The sequence below is a fragment of the Pseudomonas sp. R15(2017) genome (genome assembly GCF_002112685.1).
In the GTDB taxonomy this organism is placed as follows: Bacteria; Pseudomonadota; Gammaproteobacteria; order Pseudomonadales; family Pseudomonadaceae; genus Aquipseudomonas; species Aquipseudomonas glycinae.
On the sequence record NZ_NEII01000001.1, the window covers coordinates 697,431 to 715,937 of the forward strand.

Consider the following 18,507-nt stretch of genomic DNA (forward strand, 5'->3'; position numbering starts at 1 on the left):
TGATGGCCATGGTGGCCGTCTAGCGGCCATTGCGCAAAAAACCTTACTGAATTACTCAGCAACTGCCGATTTCGGCCGTTAAAGAGACAGCCTGTGATCTGGATCACATTGTGTGTGCTTAACTGGCCACATTGCAGGCACAATGCCATCTCTTTGCTATGACGGGTCGGAGCTTTTTCCCTTGCCGCGTTCTTCCGCTGTACGTTTCAGTCATTTTCTACCTTCACTGCTGTTGTTGCTCGCGGGGTTGGCGGCTGCGTACGTCAAAGACCTCAACGTATTCTTCACCTCACTGTTTAACGTGCTGCCGACCTTGGTGTTGCTGTTGGGCGGCTCGTACTGTGCGGTTTACCGACGCCAGCGCGAGCTGTTCCTGATGGTCACGGTGTACATCGCCTACTTCCTGCTCGACACTCAGACTGACTATTACCGCGACAACGGCAAGGTGCGCGAAGATGCGGCCGTGGTGTTCCACTTGGTCTGTCTGTTGCTGCCGTTGCTGTTCGGTCTGTTCGCCGCATGGCAGGAACGCACGCATCTGTTTCAGGACATGGTTGCGCGCTTCGCCGTGCTGCTGGCCTTTGGCAGCGTGGCGCTGGGGCTCGAGCAAAGCTACCCGCAGGCGTTGCTGATGTGGCTTTCCGAGATCCGCTGGCCGGCGCTGCACGGCGCATGGATGAGCCTGATCCAGTTGTCGTATCCGGTGTTCATCTCGGCGTTCCTGCTGCTGGCCTGGCAATACTGGCGCAACCCGCGTCCTCTGCACGCGGCGCAACTGGTGGGGTTGCTCGGGGTGTTCTGGATGCTGCCGAAAACTTTCATCCTGCCGTTCACCCTGAACATCATGTGCAGCCAGGTGATGTTGATGATTGCGGCGGCGGTGGCGCACGAGGCGTATCAAATGGCCTTCCGCGACGAACTTACCGGTTTGCCGGGCCGCCGCGCACTCAACGAGCGCATGCAGCGTCTGGGTCGCAACTATGTGCTGGCGATGAGCGACGTCGATCATTTCAAGAAATTCAACGACACCCACGGCCACGACGTGGGGGATCAGGTGTTGCGTCTGGTCGCCAGCAAGCTGTCCAAAATCAGCGGCGGCGGTAGGGCGTATCGCTACGGTGGCGAGGAATTCGCCCTGGTGTTTGCGGGCAAGACCCTCGAAGAGTGCATGCCGCACCTGGAAGTCATCCGCGAGTCGATTGCGTCCTACAACATTCAGCTGCGCAATCAGGAAAGTCGCCCGCAGGATGATCAGCAGGGCCGTCAGCGCCGCTCGGGTTCGGGGGCGTCCAGCGTGTCGGTCACGGTCAGCATCGGCGTGGCCGAACGCCTGGAACAGCGCACCCCGGAAGAGGTGCTGAAATCCGCCGACCAGGCGCTCTACAGCGCCAAGGGCGCAGGCCGAAACTGCGTGATGGCGTTCGGTCAGAACCGCCGTGGCGCGGTGCGCATGGACAGCGCCGCAGGTTGAGTGATGACGGCGCATTCAGCGTCTGGACAGTGATTGTGGGGCAGGGTGGCCGGCAGTAGGTTGAAGCAATCTGCTGAAGGAGAAGCCACCATGCCCGAGTACAAAGCTCCGTTGCGCGATATGCGCTTTCTGATCGACCACGTCTTTGACTTCCACACTCAGTACGCGGCCCTCGGCGCCCACGACGCCAGCCCGGACATGATCAACGCGATCCTCGACGAAGGCGCGAAGTTCTGTGAGAACGTTCTGGCGCCGCTCAATCGCAGCGGCGACGAAGAGGGCTGCCATTTCGACAATGGCGTGGTGACAACGCCTACAGGCTTCAAGCAAGCCTTCGCACAATACGTGGAAGGCGGCTGGCACGGTCTGGCGGCAGATCCGGCTTACGGCGGCCAGGGCCTGCCGAGTTCGCTGGGGCTGGTGATCAGCGAAATGGTCGCCTCCAGCAACACCTCGTGGGGCATGTACCCGGGCCTGACCCATGGCGCCATGTCGGCGATCCACGCCCACGGCACCGACGAGCAGAAAAACACCTATCTGCGCAAACTTACTGCGGGCCAGTGGACCGGCACCATGTGCCTGACCGAAGCCCATTGCGGCACCGACCTGGGCATTATCAAGACCCGCGCGGTGCCTCAGGCCGACGGCAGTTATGCAGTGACCGGCAGCAAGATTTTCATCTCCGCCGGCGAGCACGACATGAGTGACAACATCATTCATCTGGTGCTGGCCAAACTGCCGGACGCACCGGCCGGGACCAAGGGGATTTCGCTGTTCATCGTGCCGAAATTTCTCCCGGACGCCTCCAGTGAGGCGGGTAAGCGCAACGGTGTTTCCTGCGGCTCGATCGAGCACAAAATGGGCATCAAGGCCTCGGCCACCTGCGTGCTGAACTTCGACGAAGCCAAAGGCTTCCTGATCGGCGAGCCGAACAAGGGCCTGAATTGCATGTTCACCATGATGAACCACGCGCGTCTCGGCACCGGGATGCAGGGCCTGTGTCTGGGCGAAGCGAGTTTCCAGGGCGCAATCAAATACGCCAACGACCGCCTGCAGATGCGCGCCCTGACCGGCGCCAAAGCACCGGAAAAACCGGCGGATCCGATCATCGTCCACCCGGACGTGCGACGCATGCTGCTGACCATGAAAGCCTTCAACGAAGGCAACCGTGCGCTGACCTATTTCACCGCGCAGATGCTCGATGTCGCGCACCTGAGCCCGGACGCCGAGGCGCGTCAGGAGGCCGAAGACCTGTTGGCGTTCCTGACTCCGATCTGCAAGGCGTTCATGACCGACACCGGCCTGGAGGTGACCAACCTCGGCATGCAAGTGTTCGGCGGCCATGGATTTATCCGCGAGTGGGGTATGGAGCAACTGGTTCGCGATTGCCGCATTGCACCGATCTACGAAGGCACCAACGGCATTCAGGCGCTGGATCTGCTCGGGCGCAAAGTGCTCGGCAGCCAGGGCAAACTGCTGCGCAACTTCACCAAAATCGTTCACAAGTTCTGTGCTGCCAATGCCGGTCATGCGCAACTGGGCGGGTTTGTCGCGCAACTCGATGACCTCAATCAGCAATGGGGCGAGCTGACCATGAAGGTCGGTATGGCCGCGATGAAGAACCCGGATGAAGTCGGCGCGGCTTCGGTGGATTACCTGATGTACAGCGGTTACATCGTTCTCGGCTACCTGTGGCTGCGCATGGCGCTGGTCGCTCAGACTCAGCTGGAGTCGGGGGAGGGTGATGGCGATTTCTGTCAGGGCAAACTGGCGACGTGCGAGTTTTACTTCAAGCGGTTGCTCCCGCGCACCGCTGCGCATCGTGCGGCGATCGAGGCGGGTAGCGATTGCCTGATGAAACTGCCGGCGCAGTTGTTCTCGCTGTAACACGCCACTGTTAAACAAAAGAGCCCGCTGATTGCGGGCTTCTTTATGGTTGATTGCTTGTGACTAAAAATAACAAATCAGTCACCGCCTGACCCTATGTGTCGCAAAAGTTGTTGGGTTACACTCCAGCTCAACGAAAACACCCTTCCACGAATCACCTGTTTAGATCTTTGCGAGGTTTGCCATGGCTGACTACAAAGCGCCGCTGCGCGATATGCGCTTCGTCCTCAATGAAGTGTTCGAAGTCGCCAAACTCTGGGCCGAACTGCCGGCCCTGGCCGAGACGGTGGACGCGGAAACCGTTGAGGCCATTCTCGAAGAGGCCGGCAAGGTCACCAGCAAAAGCATTGCGCCCCTGAGCCGTGCCGCCGATGAAGAAGGCTGCCACTGGGCCGACGGTGCCGTCACTACGCCGGCCGGTTTCCCACAGGCTTATCAGACGTATGCCGAAGGCGGCTGGGTCGGTGTTGGCGGTGATCCGGCCTACGGCGGCATGGGCATGCCAAAAGCCGTCTCGGCCCAGGTCGAAGAGATGGTCAACTCCGCCAGCCTGTCCTTCGGTCTGTACCCGATGCTGACCGCCGGCGCTTGCCTGTCGATCAACGCCCACGCCAGCGAAGAGCTGAAAGCCGCTTACCTGCCGAACATGTACGCCGGTGTCTGGGCCGGTTCCATGTGCCTGACCGAGCCACACGCCGGCACCGACCTGGGCATCATTCGCACCAAGGCCGAACCTCAGGCCGACGGTTCCTACAAGGTCAGCGGCACCAAGATCTTCATCACCGGCGGTGAGCACGACCTGACCGAAAACATCATCCACCTGGTACTGGCCAAACTGCCGGACGCACCAGCGGGGCCGAAAGGCATTTCACTGTTCCTGGTGCCGAAGTTCATGGTCAATGCCGATGGCAGCCTGGGCGCGCGCAACCCGGCGAACTGCGGTTCGATCGAACACAAGATGGGCATCCAGGCTTCGGCTACGTGCGTGATGAACTTCGACGAAGCCGTGGGTTACCTGGTCGGCGAGCCAAACAAGGGCCTGGCCGCGATGTTCACCATGATGAACTACGAGCGTCTGGGGGTCGGCATCCAGGGCCTGGCCACCGGCGAGCGCTCGTACCAGAACGCCATCGAATACGCCCGCGACCGCCTGCAAAGCCGTTCGCCGACCGGCGCGCAGAACAAGGACAAGGTCGCTGACCCGATCATCGTTCACCCGGACGTGCGTCGCATGCTGCTGACCATGAAAGCCTCGAACGAAGGCGGCCGTGCGTTCTCCACCTACGTGGCGATGCAACTCGATACCGCCAAATTCAGTGAAGACGCCGCCACCCGCAAGCGTGCAGAGGATCTGGTGGCCTTGCTGACGCCAGTGGCCAAGGCGTTCCTGACCGATCTGGGTCTGGAAACCACCGTCCACGGCCAGCAGATCTTCGGCGGCCACGGCTACATCCGTGAGTGGGGCCAGGAGCAACTGGTGCGTGACGTGCGCATCACCCAGATCTACGAAGGCACCAACGGCATTCAGGCGCTGGACCTTGTGGGGCGCAAGATCGTCGGCAGCGGCGGCGCGTTCTACAAGCTGTTCGCCGACGAGATCCGCCATTTCACTGCGACCGCCAGTGCCGATCTGGGCGAGTTCACCAAGCCGCTGAATGATGCTGTCGACACCCTCGACGAGCTGACCTCGTGGTTGCTGGACCGGGCGAAAACCAACCCGAACGAAATCGGCGCGGCGTCGGTCGAGTACCTGCAAGTATTCGGCTACACCGCTTACGCGTACATGTGGGCGCTGATGGCCAAGGCGTCGCTGGGCAAAGAAGCGCAGGACGATTTCTACGCGAGCAAACTCGGCACGGCGCGGTTCTATTTCGCCCGTCTGCTGCCGCGGATTCACTCGTTGAGCGCGTCGGTCAAGGCTGGAAGCGAGTCGCTGTTCCTGCTGGACGCTGCGCAGTTCTGATGATGTAACGTCATGTAAGCGATCGCTTACATGACGTGCTGCTGTTCTCCCATAGGCGTGGATTGGATCCAGAGCTAATCTACTTTCCATGGACGTCGCGCAGGAAGCGCAAAGCAACAACACGGACACGTAGGATTCTGCCAGGGTGGCGGAGTGAAATGGATGTCAGGGAAACAGTCTGCAAAGCCCCGCTTCGGCGGGGTTTTCTTATGCCCGCAGAAAAGTTTTCAGCTCAGAGCGTCCAGTGGCGGCGCACCTTTCAGCGGCTTGTCTTCGCGCTGCATCACCTCTTCCAGCAACGTTCGCAGCAAGGCCAATGGCGCTTGCTGGCGCTGCACATCGCGACATACCAGCCCGACCTTTAACGGCACGCGCGGCTCACTCAACGGTTTCCACAGCAGATCCTGATCGTCGTACTCCTTTTGCGAACGACCGGGCAGCACCGTCGCCAGACGGGTATGCGGCAGGCTGTCGAGAATCCCCACCATATTGTTCAGCTCGGCCTGCACTTGCGGGCGACGTCCGAGGCTGGCCAGTTGGGCCTGCCAGATCTGACGGATCTGAAATTCTTCGCCCAGTAGGAGCATCGGCAATTCGGCAGCTTGGCTCATCGAGACTTTCTTGAATTCCCGCAGCGGATGATCCGCCGGGATGACCAGTGTCAGTTCATCTTCGTACAACATCACGCCGTGCAGCCCCGGCTGGCGTGGCGGTAGATAGCTGATGCCGATGTCCAGCGAGCCGTTGAGCAACCGCCGTTCGATCTCAAGGCCCGTCAGTTCATAAATCTGCACCACCAGATGCGGCTGGGCCTTGCGCACTCTCTCCAGCATTTGCGGCACCAGGCTGGTGTGCACGGTTTGCAGCACGCCGATCGCCAATGTGCGCAGAGCCTGCCCTTTGAAGTTACCCAACGCCTCGCGTGCACGCTGCATGCCGTCGAGCAGTGGCAATGCGTGGTTGTACAAGGTATGGGCGGCAAGGGTCGGCAGCAGGCGTTTGCTGCTGCGCTCGAACAGGGTGACGTCGAGGTTTTGTTCCAGGTGGCGAATCTGCTGGGACAGCGCGGGTTGAGAGATCGACAGACGCTCGGCGGCGCGTCCGACATGACCTTCTTCGTAGACCGCGACGAAATAACGCAGTTGTTTGAAATCCATAAGTAACACTTATCGAAAATGCTGGGAAATCGAAATGGCTCGACGCCGTGAACCGGCCTAGTCTAACCGCATTCACAAGGCTTACAGGGCCGGAAAGCGCAATGACCAGCGTTTGTTTTGAAAGTGTTTGCATAGGCAGTTCAAAAAACCTCGATCGAGGTTTTTTTCAATGAATCTGTTCAGTTTGCGGCGCCAGACGCCGAGCCTCGATGACCTGGCTTTTGAAACCCGTGAATCGGATGCCGCTGATGGCTTGAATGCCGAGCGCCTGATGCCCAGCGTCGAGCGTCCGCAGCAGGTATTCGTTCGCGGCCAGGGTTCCTGGCTGTGGGACAGCAATGACCGCGCCTACCTGGACTTTTCCCAGGCCGGCGGTGCCAACAGCCTTGGCCACAGTCCTTCGGCGCTGGTCAAGGCTATCGCCAGCCAGGCCCAGGCCCTGATCAATCCCGGTTTCAATCTGTACAACCGCGGCATGCTCAGCCTTGCCGAACGTCTTTGTGCGAGCACTGGCAGTGATCAGGCCTATCTGCTCAACAGCGGTAGCGAGGCCTGTGAGGCAGCGATCAAACTGGCGCGCAAATGGGGCCAGCTGCATCGCGGCGGCGCCTCGCGGATCATTGTCGCCAGACAAGGCTGTCACGGACGTAGTCTGGCGACGATTTCGGCGTCGGACAGTTGCAACCTGTACAACCGCTTCGCACCGTTGCTGCCGGGTTTCGATCTGGTGCCGTTCAATGACCTGCCGGCACTGCATGCGGCGGTGGATGCGCAGACCGTGGCCATCATGCTCGAGCCGATCCAGAGCGATGCCGGGGTGATCCCGGCGACCGAGCATTACCTCAAGGGTGTCGAACGTTTGTGCCGGGAGTTGGGGATTCTGCTGATTCTCGACGAGGTTCAGACTGGCATCGGCCGCTGTGGCACCTTGCTCGCCGAACAGTCCTATGGGGTGCGCGCCGATATCGTCGTGCTCGGCAAAGGCCTCGGCGGTGGCGTGCCTCTGGCGGCGTTGCTGGCGCGAGGCAAGGCTTGCTGTTTCGATCCTGGGGAATTGGGCGGTACGCATCATGGCAACGCGCTGATGACCGCCGCAGGCCTGGTGGTGCTCGACAGTGTGCAGGATCGCGCCTTTCTCGAACAGATCCGGGACAACGGCCAGCATCTGCGCGAAGGGCTCGCCCGTCTGGCCCATCGCTATGAGCATGGAGAGTTACGCGGGCAGGGCCTGTTCTGGGGACTGAGCCTGTCGGAAGACTCCGCCGAAGCCGTCGTTAAAGCCGCGCTTCACGAAGGCTTGCTGCTCAACGCCCCACAAGCCAACTGCCTGCGCTTCACCCCGGCGCTCACTGTCAGCAAGGCCAACATCGACGAAATGCTTTTGCGCCTGGCCCGTGCCTTTTCCCGAGTACGCACCGCGCAACTGCAATGCCGCAAAGGAATTGCCGTCTGAGCTGAAGTTTCCCACCCGAATTCAAGAACCGTCTCGCGGTATAACGCACGCCCCACGCCTGATTCTTTTGGCGTGGGGCGTTTTTTTGTGGCCGGGTAATGGCAATCAGATGGCGAGATTGCGGTTTGCACTGAACCCTGACAAACGGCACAGGTCGATTAGCTTGTATGGCTCAGGTGAGCCAACCCCCAATCAGGAGCTGCCCCATGGACTTTATCCGCATCATCATTGCCATTCTGTTGCCGCCACTGGGTGTATTTCTGCAGGTCGGGTTCGGCGGCGCGTTCTGGCTGAACATTCTGCTGACGTTGTGCGGTTACATCCCGGGGATCGTGCATGCGGTGTACATCATCGCCAAACGCTGAGTCTCAGTCCGTCAAACCCATCACTCGCCGGTAGAACCGCCATTCCTGCTCCAGCGCATGGGCCTGGTTGGCGGCCCGGCGGAAGCCGTGGCGTTCGTCGGCGTAGTAATGCGCCTCGACCTCAATGCCGTTTTGCTCCAGAGCCGCGACCATGTCGCGGGTCTGTTGCGGCACGACGACGGCGTCCAGTTCACCCTGAAAGAAAATCACCGGTACGCGGATGTTGCCTGCGTGCAGTAACGGCGTGCGGGCGGCGTAGCGTTCGGCGTCCTTCTCTGGGTCGCCGATCAGCCAGTCCAGGTAATCGCCTTCGAACTTGTGTGTTGCGCGGGCCAGGGCCACCGGGTCGCTGACGCCGTACAGGCTGGCGCCGGCGCGAAATACCTGATGGAACGCCAGGGCACATAGCGTCGTGTAACCACCGGCGCTGCCGCCACGGATGAATGCACGTTCGCCGTCGATCATGCCGCGATCATTAAGGTAGGCCACGACCGCACACGCATCCTCGACGTCCACCGCGCCCCAACTCAGATGCAGCGCCTGCCGATACTCCCGGCCATAACCGCTGCTGCCTCGGTAGTTGAGATCGGCGACGGCGAAGCCTCGTTGTGTCCAGTACTGAATGCGCGGGTCGAGCATCGGGTAGCAGGCTGATGTCGGGCCGCCGTGGATGAACACCACCAGCGGCGGTTTCGCATCGCCATTCGTGGCCGGGTAAAAGAAACCGTGTGCTTCACCCGAACCACTGGGGTAGCGCAGGGTTTGCGGTCGGCTGATGCGCTCGGCTGGCAGCGGTGCAACACCGCCGGCCAGGACGTTCACTTCGCCCGAGTCGCGATCAATGGCGATCACCGCTGAAGGGCTGATCGGTGATGCGGCAATGCAGTAGACAAATTGATCATCGACAGCCAGATGCCGGAAGCGACTGTAGTCGCCGGTGAAGTCTTCGCCGTTGAGCGCCAGACGACCGAAACCGCCTTCGCTCCAGCTCGCCAGAAAGCTTTCGCCGGTGGGCAGCCAGGTGCAGCCGCCAAGTTGCCATGGGGCCGGCGCGTGATCGGCTTCGGCGCTAGCTAACGGTTGCAAACCGTTTGCCGACTCGACCCACGGTTGCCAATAACCACCACGATCGGTCAGACAGCCCAGTCGGCCATTGGCATCGAAACGCGGTTGCTGGATCGACTCTTCAAGGGTTTCACCCGCCACACAGCGTGGGACGGAAAACCCGCTATCCGAGCGCGCGGCGAGCATCAGTCGTGTGGATGTCCACGGCTGATGCGGACGGCTCCACTCGATCCACGCCAGGCGCTGGCCGTCCGGACTGATGATCGGCGATGCATAAAAATCCGCGCCTTCAATCAGCCTATGACGCTCGCCATTCGCCAGATCGATAGCCACCAGCCGATGGCGATCACCGTTCTCTTCAACGGACAGCACCTGCCCGTTGGCGTAGTTCAGATCGCCATAACGACACTCGCCAGACGTCAATGCCACGGGCTCGCCGTCCAGCGTCTGGCGATACAGCTGTTGATCCGCCTCGTTGACGAAAACCACCCCGTCAGGCGTCAGGCAAAACGCCCCACCGCCATATTCGTACACCCGGCTGCGCACGCTGAAACCCGTAGGCGTCAGACATTTCGCCACACCATCGCGCCAGTGCCAGATCCGGCACGCGGCGTCTGTCGGGCGATATTCATTCCAGAACAAACCACGGGCGCCGAGCTGCAATTCGGCGAAGTCCACGCCGGCGGCAACCGCAGCGGTGGCGCTGAAAGGCTCAGCCTTTGGCGATGAGGCGCGAGTTTCGTTCATTGCGAAAGGCCAGTTGTTCGATGGTCTGGGTGGCGTGCTCGGCTTCTTCGCGGGCCTTGAGAATCACGCCGTGATGTTCTGACTTGCTGCACACCGGGTCGGCATTGCTGGCATCGCCGGTAAGCATGAAGGCCTGGCAGCGGCAGCCGCCGAAATCCTGCTCTTTTTCGTCGCAGGAGCGGCACGGCTCTGGCATCCAGTCATAGCCGCGAAAGCGGTTGAAGCCGAACGAGTCGTACCAGATGTGCTGCATGCTGTGGTCGCGCACATTGGGAAATTGTACCGGCAGCTGTCGGGCGCCATGACAGGGCAGGGCGGTGCCGTCCGGTGTGACCGTCAGAAACAGACTGCCCCAGCCGTTCATGCAGGCTTTCGGGCGCTCTTCGTAATAGTCCGGGGTGACGAAAATCAGCTTGCACGGATGCCCTTCGGCTTCCAGTTTGGCGCGGTATTCGTTGGTGATGCGTTCGGCGCGAACCAGTTGTTCCTTGGTCGGCAACAGGCCGACACGATTGAGCTGCGCCCAACCGTAGAACTGGCAGGTGGCGAGTTCGACGAAGTCGGCCTCCAGCGCAATGCACAGTTCGATGATGCGGTCGATCTTGTCGATGTTGAGCCGATGAGTGACGAAGTTCAGCACCATCGGATAGCCGTGGGCCTTCACGGCGCGGGCCATTTCCAGTTTCTGCGCGAAGGCTTTTTTCGAGCCGGCGAGCAGGTTGTTCACTTGCTCGTCGCTGGCCTGGAAGCTGATCTGGATGTGATCGAGCCCGGCCTTCTTGAAGTCGCTGATCTTCTGCTCGGTCAGGCCGATGCCGGAGGTGATCAGGTTGGTGTAGAAACCCAACTGGCGCGCTTCACGGATCAGCTCGGCGAGGTCTTGGCGCACCAGCGGCTCGCCCCCGGAGAATCCCAGTTGCGCCGCGCCCATCTCCCGCGCCTCGCGGAACACCTTGATCCACTGCTCGGTGCTCAGCTCTTTGCCCTGCTCGGCGAAATCCAGCGGATTGGAGCAGTACGGGCATTGCAGCGGGCAGCGGTAAGTCAGCTCGGCGAGCAGCCACAGCGGCAGACCGACCTCAGGCTTGGGCGGCAGATCAGTCAAGGGTGATCCAGTGCTGCGCACGGGCAACCTCCATGAATTGCTCGATGTCGTCACCGAGCTCGGGCACGCCGGGGAACTGTTTGTCGAGTTCGGCAATGATCGCCGCGACATCCCGCTCACCGTCGATCAGGCCGCCGATCAATGCGGCACTTTCATTGAGCTTGATCATGCCTTCCGGGTACAGCAGCACGTGGCCTTTCTGTGCCGGTTCGTACTGAAAACGGTAGCCGGGACGCCAGGTCGGGGTCTTGCTGCGGTCGAAACTCATAAGGCGATTCCTTTATGCCAGACCCGTTGATCGGTGACGCTGTGATACGGCGGGCGGTTCAGTTCGTAGGCCATGCTCATGGCATCGAGCATGCTCCAAAGGATGTCCAGTTTGAACTGGAGAATTTCCAGCATGCGTTCCTGGCCTTCGCGGGTCTTGTAGTGCTCCAGCGTGATCGCCAGACCATGCTCGACATCGCGCCGGGCCTGGCCGAGACGGGTGCGGAAATATTCGTAGCCGGCCGGGTCGATCCACGGGTAATGCTGCGGCCAGCTGTCGAGCCGCGACTGGTGGATCTGGGGCGCGAACAGCTCGGTCAGCGAGCTGCTGGCGGCCTCCTGCCAACTGGCGCGGCGGGCGAAGTTGACGTAGGCGTCGACGGCGAAACGCACGCCGGGCAGCACCAGTTCCTGGGAGCGCAATTGATCCGGATCGAGACCGACGGCCTGGCCGAGGCGCAGCCAGGCTTCGATGCCGCCATCTTCACCGGGGGCGCCGTCGTGGTCGAGCAGGCGCTGAATCCACTCGCGGCGGATCTCGCGATCCGGGCAGTTGGCGAGGATCGCCGCGTCTTTCAGGGGGATGTTCACCTGATAGTAGAAGCGGTTGGCGACCCAGCCCTGGATCTGCTCACGGGTGGCCCGGCCTTCATACATCGCCACGTGATACGGGTGATGAATGTGGTAATAGGCGCCCTTGGCGCGCAGGGCCGCCTCGAATTCGGTGGGGGACAGCGGGGTGTCGGTCATTGCGGTTCTCCGGGCATTCGTTACAGGACGATGCTCATGCCGTCATACGCCACTTCAACATTGCGCCGAACCAGTTCCGCGCGCTCTGGGGAGTCTTCGTCGAGAATCGGGTTGGTGTTGTTGATGTGGATGAGCACCTTGCGCTGCTCGGGAAGCTGTTCCAGCACTTCGAGCATGCCGCCGGGGCCATTCTGCGCCAGGTGGCCCATTTCGCGGCCGGTGCGGGTGCCGACGCCACGGCGCTGCATTTCGTCGTCGTCCCACATCGTCCCGTCCACCAGCACGCAGTCGCTGCCGGCCATGATTTCCAGCAGCGGCGCGTCGACCTTGCCCAGGCCCGGGGCGTAGAACAGTTTGCCGCCGGTGCTGAGGTCTTCGACGATCAGGCCGATGTTGTCGCCCGGGTGCGGGTCGAAGCGGTGCGGCGAGTAAGGCGGTGCGGCGCTGCGCAGAGGCAGCGGGGTGAAGCGCAGGTTCGGGCACGCGGCGACGGTGAAGCTCTGGTCGAGTTCGATGCGGTTCCAGTCCAGCCCGCCGTTCCAGTGCTTGAGCATGGTGAACAGCGGGAAACCGGTGCTCAGGTCTTCGTGGACCATGTCGGTGCACCAGACCTGATGCGGGCAACCTTCGCGCAGGCTGAGCAGACCGGTGGTGTGGTCGATCTGGCTGTCCATCAGGATGATCGCGCTGATGCCGGTGTCACGCAGGGCACGGCCCGGTTGCATCGGGGCGAAGCTCTGAAGCTGCGCGCGGATGTCCGGGGAGGCGTTGCACAGTACCCAGTTCACGCCGTCATCGGAGATGGCAATGGACGATTGGGTGCGGGCCTGGGCATTCAGGCTGCCGTCGCGAAAACCGGCGCAATTGACGCAGTTGCAGTTCCACTGCGGAAAACCGCCACCGGCGGCCGAACCCAGAATCTGGACGAACATGAACGCTCCATCATTTCAACGCTGAAAATAAAACGCCCCGGCGAGCCGAGGCGTTGCACTGCAGTGTTCTGCTTGAGGCAGGACTCAGCGGCTGGCGAAGTACATGGTGACTTCGAAGCCGATGCGCAGGTCGGTGTAAGCAGGTTTAGTCCAAGCCATCGGGTGACTCCTTTTTCAGGTGGGTGAGATAGCGCTATCCATAGGTATAGTCCACGGCAGCGCGGGGATGTTCCAAATAGTTAGGTGGCTATGTTACTCAAAATTTCAGGGGCTTTGCCCGTGAATCTTTGAGAAAGCTCCTTGCAGCCCCGGTAATGATCATTTAGCCGCGTGCCAGGGCGCGCCCGGCGAAGGGCTGTTGGCCAGACCGTGCCAGCCGCCCTCGGCGCGGATCAGACGTTGTGCGGCGGCCAGCAACGCCGGGCGATCCAGTTGAGCGATTGCGCTGCGTAATTGCAGCAGATAATCCGACGAGTGGCCGGCGAGGCGGGCCTGCCACAGGAGTTCGGCCGCATCTTTGCCGGACAGGACGTTGTCATCGAACTGATCGGCAAGCGTCTGGCGTTGCTGAGTGAGGCTGGCGGCATCCAGCTGTTCGACAAGGGCTGGCAGGCCATCGAGAAACTGCTGAATGTGGTCGAGCAATTGCGCGGCGGTGGCCGTGGGCGATTGCACACCGAACAGCAATCCGCTCTGGCCATGAATCTGGCGCAACCCGCTGAACACCGCATAACCCAGTTGCCGTTCGACTCGCAGGCGTTGGTAGAACGGCGTCTGGCACAGGTGGGCGAGCATGCGCCACGCGGCTTCATCGGCGATTTCGTGGCTGGCGGTCGGGCAGAACAGCAACAAGGCGTGTTCGCTGGAGTCGCTGTCGATCTGATTCCACTGGAGCCCGGCGTTGATGACAGAAGGTGCGGGAATTTGATTGTCCGGGATGCCGGGAATGCGGCTCAGGGCCAGACCCATGGCTGACTGGGTTTGTGGGCTGAGCCCCAAGGCCAGGCCGTCCCAGCGGGAAGTTGTCCACAGGTGCGCGGCGTCATCGGATTCGCCTACCGCTGTCAGGCACTTTTCGGGCAATGCCTTGAGCAGTTGGCGGATCGGTATCAGCGCAGGTTGCGGCTCGCCTTTCGCGGAGTCGGCGCCCACTTGAGTCAGGGATTTCAGCGCGTGCTCCAGCACAACGGGCAGCGTGTCCTGCAGGCCGGTGAGATTCAGCAGCCACTGATTACCCGTGGCGTTGAAGGACAATTCGACCCCGGCCTGACGCGCGTCGTCGGAAACCTCCCGCAGACTGCGTTGCAGTTTCGCTTGCAGCTCGGCCGTGGCCGCTGCTTCCGTCTGCCAGCGAACATACACCGCACCTTCGTCACCGTTATCCGGCAGCGCCTGGCTGAATTGCATTGGCGAGCGTTCGCGACGGCTGCGCGAGCGATCCTGAGCGAACGTGCGCAGACCTCGGTGGGCGCTGGTCTGGCCGCGGATCAGGCCGGCGTTGGCCAGCGGTTCGGCTGCGCGCAGGAACGGATTGGCAGCGGGTAGATGCCAGTGGCTGCTGAAGTTATCCACAGTGCCGATTTTGCCGAGAATCACTTTCAGCGCCGCAACGGCCGAATCGCAGAGGCCATTTTCAAGTCGTTCGCTGTCGATTCGCGCCAGCTGCAACGCGCCGCTGACCTGCTGCTGCCGTTCAAGCAGCATTGCATACTCCTGACGCAACGCCGGCCAGTCCTGCTGCGCTGCGAAGAAGCTCAACCAGTCGAGAAACTGTGCGCGGAGAGCGTCGAGTGACCCGGATGCCCCAGTGAACTGAATATGTAGCAAAGCCTGCCCAGCAAATTGATAGGGTACACAGGCCTGTAAGCCTTCCGCGAATCCCTGCTGTTGCAAGTGAGCGAGCAGCCCACCGGGCTTGGCACTGTTCAACCAGTGACAAAGAAACGCCAGCGCCTCGGCCGACGACTTCGGCAAACCCTCCAACGCAAACAGCAGATTGCCGTTCCGTTCGCCGACCTGTTGATAACTTGCCTGTGGAGTGTCCATCAAGCGAACGGGGGCTGCCTGTGAAGTTTTATCCCCAGCCGTCAGCGCGGCGGCAAACTGCTCCGCCAGCGCTCGCAGTTCTTCCACACTCTGCGGCCCGACCAGACTCAGGATCATCTGCCCGGTGCGGTAAAACTGCTGATGGAAATCTCTCAACGCCTGCTGAAAATCCGCTTGTTCAACCGGCAGGCTGTCGCGGTTTCCAGCGTGAAAGCCGCGCAAAGGATGCGCTGCCGACAATCCCTCGAACAGCGCCTCTTTCTGCTGAGCCGCAGCATCCTGCGACCACGCGACAAACTCCGCCTGTAACACTTCTCGCTCCCGCACCTGATCGTCCGGATTCATACGCGGATGGGCGAGCATGTCCGATAGGCGCTCCAGCCCAGCGCGGAAGGACGCAGGCGGTAACTCAAAGAAGAAATCGGTGGTGCGCTCGCGGGTGCTGGCATTCACTTGACCGCCGTGACTTTGCACGTAAGCCATCAGCCCTTGGCTTGCAGGAAAATGCTCAGTGCCGAGGAACAGCAAATGCTCAAGGAAGTGCGCCAGCCCCGGCCACGCCAACGGCACGTCATGACTGCCGGCAGCCACCCGCAACGCGGCGGCGCTGCGCTTCACTCCGGGCACGTGACGCAGGGTCACGCGCAAGCCGTTGGCCAGGGTTTCGGTGTGGGGGCGGGGGTGAGTCGGCGCAGGCATGGGCACTTCCAGAACAGTGAAGTGCCAATGCTAGCGGATTAGCGCTTGTTGAGCGCGTCGTAAAGTTCGGGGCGGCGGTCGTTGAAGTAGCGGTTGGCGCTGCGCGAGTCGGCCATCAACTGGCGATCCAGCTCACCGACGATCAGTGCTTCGTCTAGTCCGGCCTGGGCGATGCGGCTGCCATCCGGCGCGGCGATGCTGCTTTGCCCGCAGTAATGGATATCGCCTTCGTGGCCGCAATAGTTGGCGTATGCCACGTAGCACTGGTTTTCAAAGGCGCGAGAGCGCACGGAAACGTCGGCGATGAAATCGAAAGGAATCATGTTGGCTGTCGGCACCAGAATCAGCTCGGCGCCTTCAAGGGCCAGGCGCCGGGCGTTTTCCGGGAACTCCAGGTCGTAGCAGATCAGGAAACCCAGCTTCCAGCCGTTGAGCTCGACGATGGGGAACTCACCATCGCCGGGACTGAACATCGAACGATCCAGATCGCCGAAAAGATGCGTCTTGCGGTAATTGCACAGGCGCTCGCCGCTCGAGTCGATCAACTGCACAGCGTTGTAGATCTGTCCTTCGGCGGTGCGCTCCGGGTAACCATAAAGGATCGCCAGGCCGGCAGCCTTGGCGATCCGTCCGACTTGCTGGGCCCACTCACCGTTGTAGACCTCGGCCAATGTCGCGACCGCCTCCTTGCCGATGTTGTAGCCGGTCAGGAACATCTCCGGCACCACCAGCAGGTCGGCGCCTTTGGCTTCCATCGCCAGTTGGTGCAGGCGCTGAAGGTTGGCGGCGGGTTCCAGTGGCAGCGGTGGACATTGGTAAAGGGCTACACGCATTGAAGATTCCTCTTACTCGGGCAGGGCGATCGGGCCGATGTCGTTGAACACATCACCCGGGCCAGGGTTCTCTTTATGTGTGGACCCGCCGAAGTGCTTCATGATTCCCCAGACTGCGTTAAGCGACGTCTGCACCGCGCCTTCCACCCAGGCCGGCGTCCACGATACGTCGTCGCCGGCGATGAAAATGCCGCGCTGCTCCGGCGGCATGTCGTCCTGCATGAAGTGCGCGTACATGCGCTGGTTGTAGCGATAGTGGCCGGGCAGGGCGCCCTTGAACGCACCGAGGAAGTGCGGGTCGGCTTCCCACGACACGGTGATCGGATCGCCGATGATCCGCGCGGCGATGTCGACCTTCGGGTAGATCTTCTTCAACGCATCCAGCGCCAGTTTCACGCGTTTTTCCACCGGGTGCGGGAGCATCTTCAGTGCATCGCTCATCCACGAGTACGAAAGGCAGATCACACCGGGTTTGTCGTCGCCGTTGTCGAACAGATAGGTGCCGCGGGTCAGGCGATCGGTGAGGGTCATGCTCATCAGGTCGCGGCCGGTTTCCGGGTCCTTGTCCTTCCAGAACGGGCGGTCGACCATCACGAAGGTCTTCGATGATTGCATGTAGCGCGTGCGGTCCAGGGCCATCCACATCTTTTGCGAAAACAGGGTTTCGTCGCATTCGATCTGGGTGGTCAGCAGCCAGCTCTGGCAGGTGGTCAGTACGGCGGCGTATTCGCGGGTGTCGCCATTGTTGTCGGTGACCGCGAAACGTCCGTCAGGCGCGTGGGCGATTTTCTTTACCCCGGAGCGCGGGGCACCGTGATGCAGCGATTTCAGGCTGGTGCCTGCCGGCCAGTGTACGCAGCGCTCCGGCGCATGACGCCAGATGCCTTGCGGTACTTGTTCGACGCCGCCGACCACCAGGTGCTGGTGATCGTCGCAGTTGGTCATCACCACGCGGAAGATTTCCAGCATCGAGTTGGGGAAGTCCGAGTCCCAGCCGCCGGTACCGAAACCAACCTGGCCGAACACTTCGCGGTGATGGAACGACAGTTTGGCGAAGGCTTTCGACGTGGCGACGAAGTCGTAGAAGGTGCGGTCGTCCCACAGAGGAACCAGCGTGTTCCACAGCTCTTTCAGGCGCGGCACGTCACGGTCGCGGATCGCCTGCTGGATATCGGCGAACTGTGAGCCGGCCTCCAGAGCGTCAGCCCAGGCGTCAGCCACTTCCTGGAACAGTGCAGGAAGATCCTTCAGGCTCTGTGCGTAATGGGTTTTTCCTTCCAGGTCGATCACGGTGCTGCCGGAGGCCGGGGTCAGCGGGTTGGGGAAGGGCTTGGTCTCGAGGCCGAGTTTGTCGACGTAGTGATAGAACGCGGTGGAGGACACCGGGAAACGCATGCCGCCGAGCTCGGCGACGATGCCGTCGGTGCCGTTGAATGCTTGCGAACGCAGACGACCGCCAAGCTTCGAGGCCTCATAAACGACCGGCTTCAAGCCGAGTTTCATCAGCTCATACGCCGCCACCAGACCCGCAATGCCGGCCCCGACGATGGCCACTTCGGCTCCGTGGTTGTGCTCGGGAATGCTGCCGAGACCGGCCGGGTGTTCGATCCAGTCGTCGAAGGCGAAAGGAAAGTCCGGGCCGAAAATGGTGATCGGTTTCTTACCGTCTGCAGGATGACGATTGTTCTTGTTCATGGCTGACCTTGCTGGCGACCCGACGCTGGAGGCGCGTCTGAGTATAGGAAAAGATGCCAGCCATTCTAGGGA

General features: G+C 61.3%; 15 protein-coding genes. 5 read left to right on the forward strand and 10 right to left on the reverse strand.

Annotated elements, in window-relative coordinates; all coding sequences use genetic code 11:
• Window positions 1-181 precede the first annotated feature (181 nt).
• From CAF77_RS03255 to CAF77_RS03265, 3 genes are all read left to right on the forward strand, one after another.
• Window positions 182-1,471: a GGDEF domain-containing protein gene (locus CAF77_RS03255; protein WP_064380305.1), complete on the forward strand. Its 1,290-nt coding sequence runs from the start codon at window positions 182-184 to the stop codon at window positions 1,469-1,471.
• A gap of 90 nt (window positions 1,472-1,561) precedes the next feature.
• Window positions 1,562-3,358, forward strand: a complete 1,797-nt coding sequence (locus CAF77_RS03260; RefSeq protein WP_064380307.1) for an acyl-CoA dehydrogenase C-terminal domain-containing protein — start codon at window positions 1,562-1,564, stop codon at window positions 3,356-3,358.
• A gap of 184 nt (window positions 3,359-3,542) precedes the next feature.
• Window positions 3,543-5,321 carry an acyl-CoA dehydrogenase C-terminal domain-containing protein gene (locus CAF77_RS03265; protein ID WP_011336234.1) on the forward strand — a complete coding sequence of 593 codons (1,779 nt, stop codon included), beginning with the start codon at window positions 3,543-3,545 and terminating at the stop codon, window positions 5,319-5,321.
• A gap of 227 nt (window positions 5,322-5,548) precedes the next feature.
• Here the strand turns inward: CAF77_RS03265 and CAF77_RS03270 are convergent, their stop codons facing one another.
• Window positions 5,549-6,478 carry a LysR family transcriptional regulator gene (locus CAF77_RS03270; RefSeq protein WP_064380308.1) on the reverse strand — a complete coding sequence of 310 codons (930 nt, stop codon included), beginning with the start codon at window positions 6,476-6,478 and terminating at the stop codon, window positions 5,549-5,551.
• A 169-nt stretch (window positions 6,479-6,647) separates the two neighbouring features.
• Here CAF77_RS03270 and CAF77_RS03275 point away from each other — a divergent pair, with 169 nt between their 5' ends.
• Both CAF77_RS03275 and CAF77_RS03280 read left to right on the forward strand, forming a co-directional pair.
• Complete coding sequence (locus CAF77_RS03275) at window positions 6,648-7,931, forward strand: aspartate aminotransferase family protein (protein WP_085654018.1); 1,284 nt, start codon at window positions 6,648-6,650, stop codon at window positions 7,929-7,931.
• A gap of 206 nt (window positions 7,932-8,137) precedes the next feature.
• Window positions 8,138-8,296 (forward strand): YqaE/Pmp3 family membrane protein, encoded by a 159-nt coding sequence (locus CAF77_RS03280; protein ID WP_003228885.1) that lies wholly within the window; start codon window positions 8,138-8,140, stop codon window positions 8,294-8,296.
• 3 nt (window positions 8,297-8,299) lie between these two features.
• On the opposite strand, the gene CAF77_RS03285 is transcribed toward CAF77_RS03280, so the two are convergent.
• The 9 genes from CAF77_RS03285 to CAF77_RS03325 all read right to left on the reverse strand — a co-directional run bounded on the left by CAF77_RS03285 (window position 8,300) and on the right by CAF77_RS03325 (window position 18,435).
• A complete protein-coding gene (locus tag CAF77_RS03285; protein WP_085654019.1) occupies window positions 8,300-10,108 on the reverse strand; it encodes a S9 family peptidase in 1,809 nt (602 codons plus the stop codon).
• Window positions 10,074-11,213 (reverse strand): pyrroloquinoline quinone biosynthesis protein PqqE, encoded by a 1,140-nt coding sequence (pqqE, locus tag CAF77_RS03290; protein ID WP_371915526.1) that lies wholly within the window; start codon window positions 11,211-11,213, stop codon window positions 10,074-10,076. Before pqqE ends, CAF77_RS03285 begins: the two co-directional genes overlap by 35 nt.
• Window positions 11,206-11,481 (reverse strand): pyrroloquinoline quinone biosynthesis peptide chaperone PqqD, encoded by a 276-nt coding sequence (gene pqqD, locus CAF77_RS03295; RefSeq protein ID WP_011336229.1) that lies wholly within the window; start codon window positions 11,479-11,481, stop codon window positions 11,206-11,208. The genes pqqE and pqqD overlap by 8 nt, the downstream gene beginning before the upstream one ends.
• Window positions 11,478-12,230 carry a pyrroloquinoline-quinone synthase PqqC gene (gene pqqC / locus CAF77_RS03300; protein ID WP_064380316.1) on the reverse strand — a complete coding sequence of 251 codons (753 nt, stop codon included), beginning with the start codon at window positions 12,228-12,230 and terminating at the stop codon, window positions 11,478-11,480. Before pqqC ends, pqqD begins: the two co-directional genes overlap by 4 nt.
• A gap of 20 nt (window positions 12,231-12,250) precedes the next feature.
• On the reverse strand, window positions 12,251-13,162 hold the full coding sequence (gene pqqB, locus CAF77_RS03305) for a pyrroloquinoline quinone biosynthesis protein PqqB (RefSeq protein WP_007959878.1): 912 nt from the start codon (window positions 13,160-13,162) through the stop codon (window positions 12,251-12,253).
• 84 nt (window positions 13,163-13,246) lie between these two features.
• Window positions 13,247-13,321: a pyrroloquinoline quinone precursor peptide PqqA gene (gene pqqA / locus CAF77_RS03310; RefSeq protein ID WP_003444522.1), complete on the reverse strand. Its 75-nt coding sequence runs from the start codon at window positions 13,319-13,321 to the stop codon at window positions 13,247-13,249.
• Between the two features lie 159 nt (window positions 13,322-13,480).
• The gene (gene pqqF, locus CAF77_RS03315; RefSeq protein ID WP_064380319.1) at window positions 13,481-15,907 is read right to left on the reverse strand and encodes a pyrroloquinoline quinone biosynthesis protein PqqF; all 2,427 of its coding nucleotides are present in this window, start codon (window positions 15,905-15,907) and stop codon (window positions 13,481-13,483) included.
• A gap of 38 nt (window positions 15,908-15,945) precedes the next feature.
• The gene (locus CAF77_RS03320) at window positions 15,946-16,740 is read right to left on the reverse strand and encodes a carbon-nitrogen hydrolase family protein (RefSeq protein WP_064380321.1); all 795 of its coding nucleotides are present in this window, start codon (window positions 16,738-16,740) and stop codon (window positions 15,946-15,948) included.
• Window positions 16,741-16,752: 12 nt separating this feature from the next.
• Window positions 16,753-18,435: an NAD(P)/FAD-dependent oxidoreductase gene (locus CAF77_RS03325; protein WP_064380322.1), complete on the reverse strand. Its 1,683-nt coding sequence runs from the start codon at window positions 18,433-18,435 to the stop codon at window positions 16,753-16,755.
• Between the last annotated feature and the right edge of the window lie 72 nt (window positions 18,436-18,507).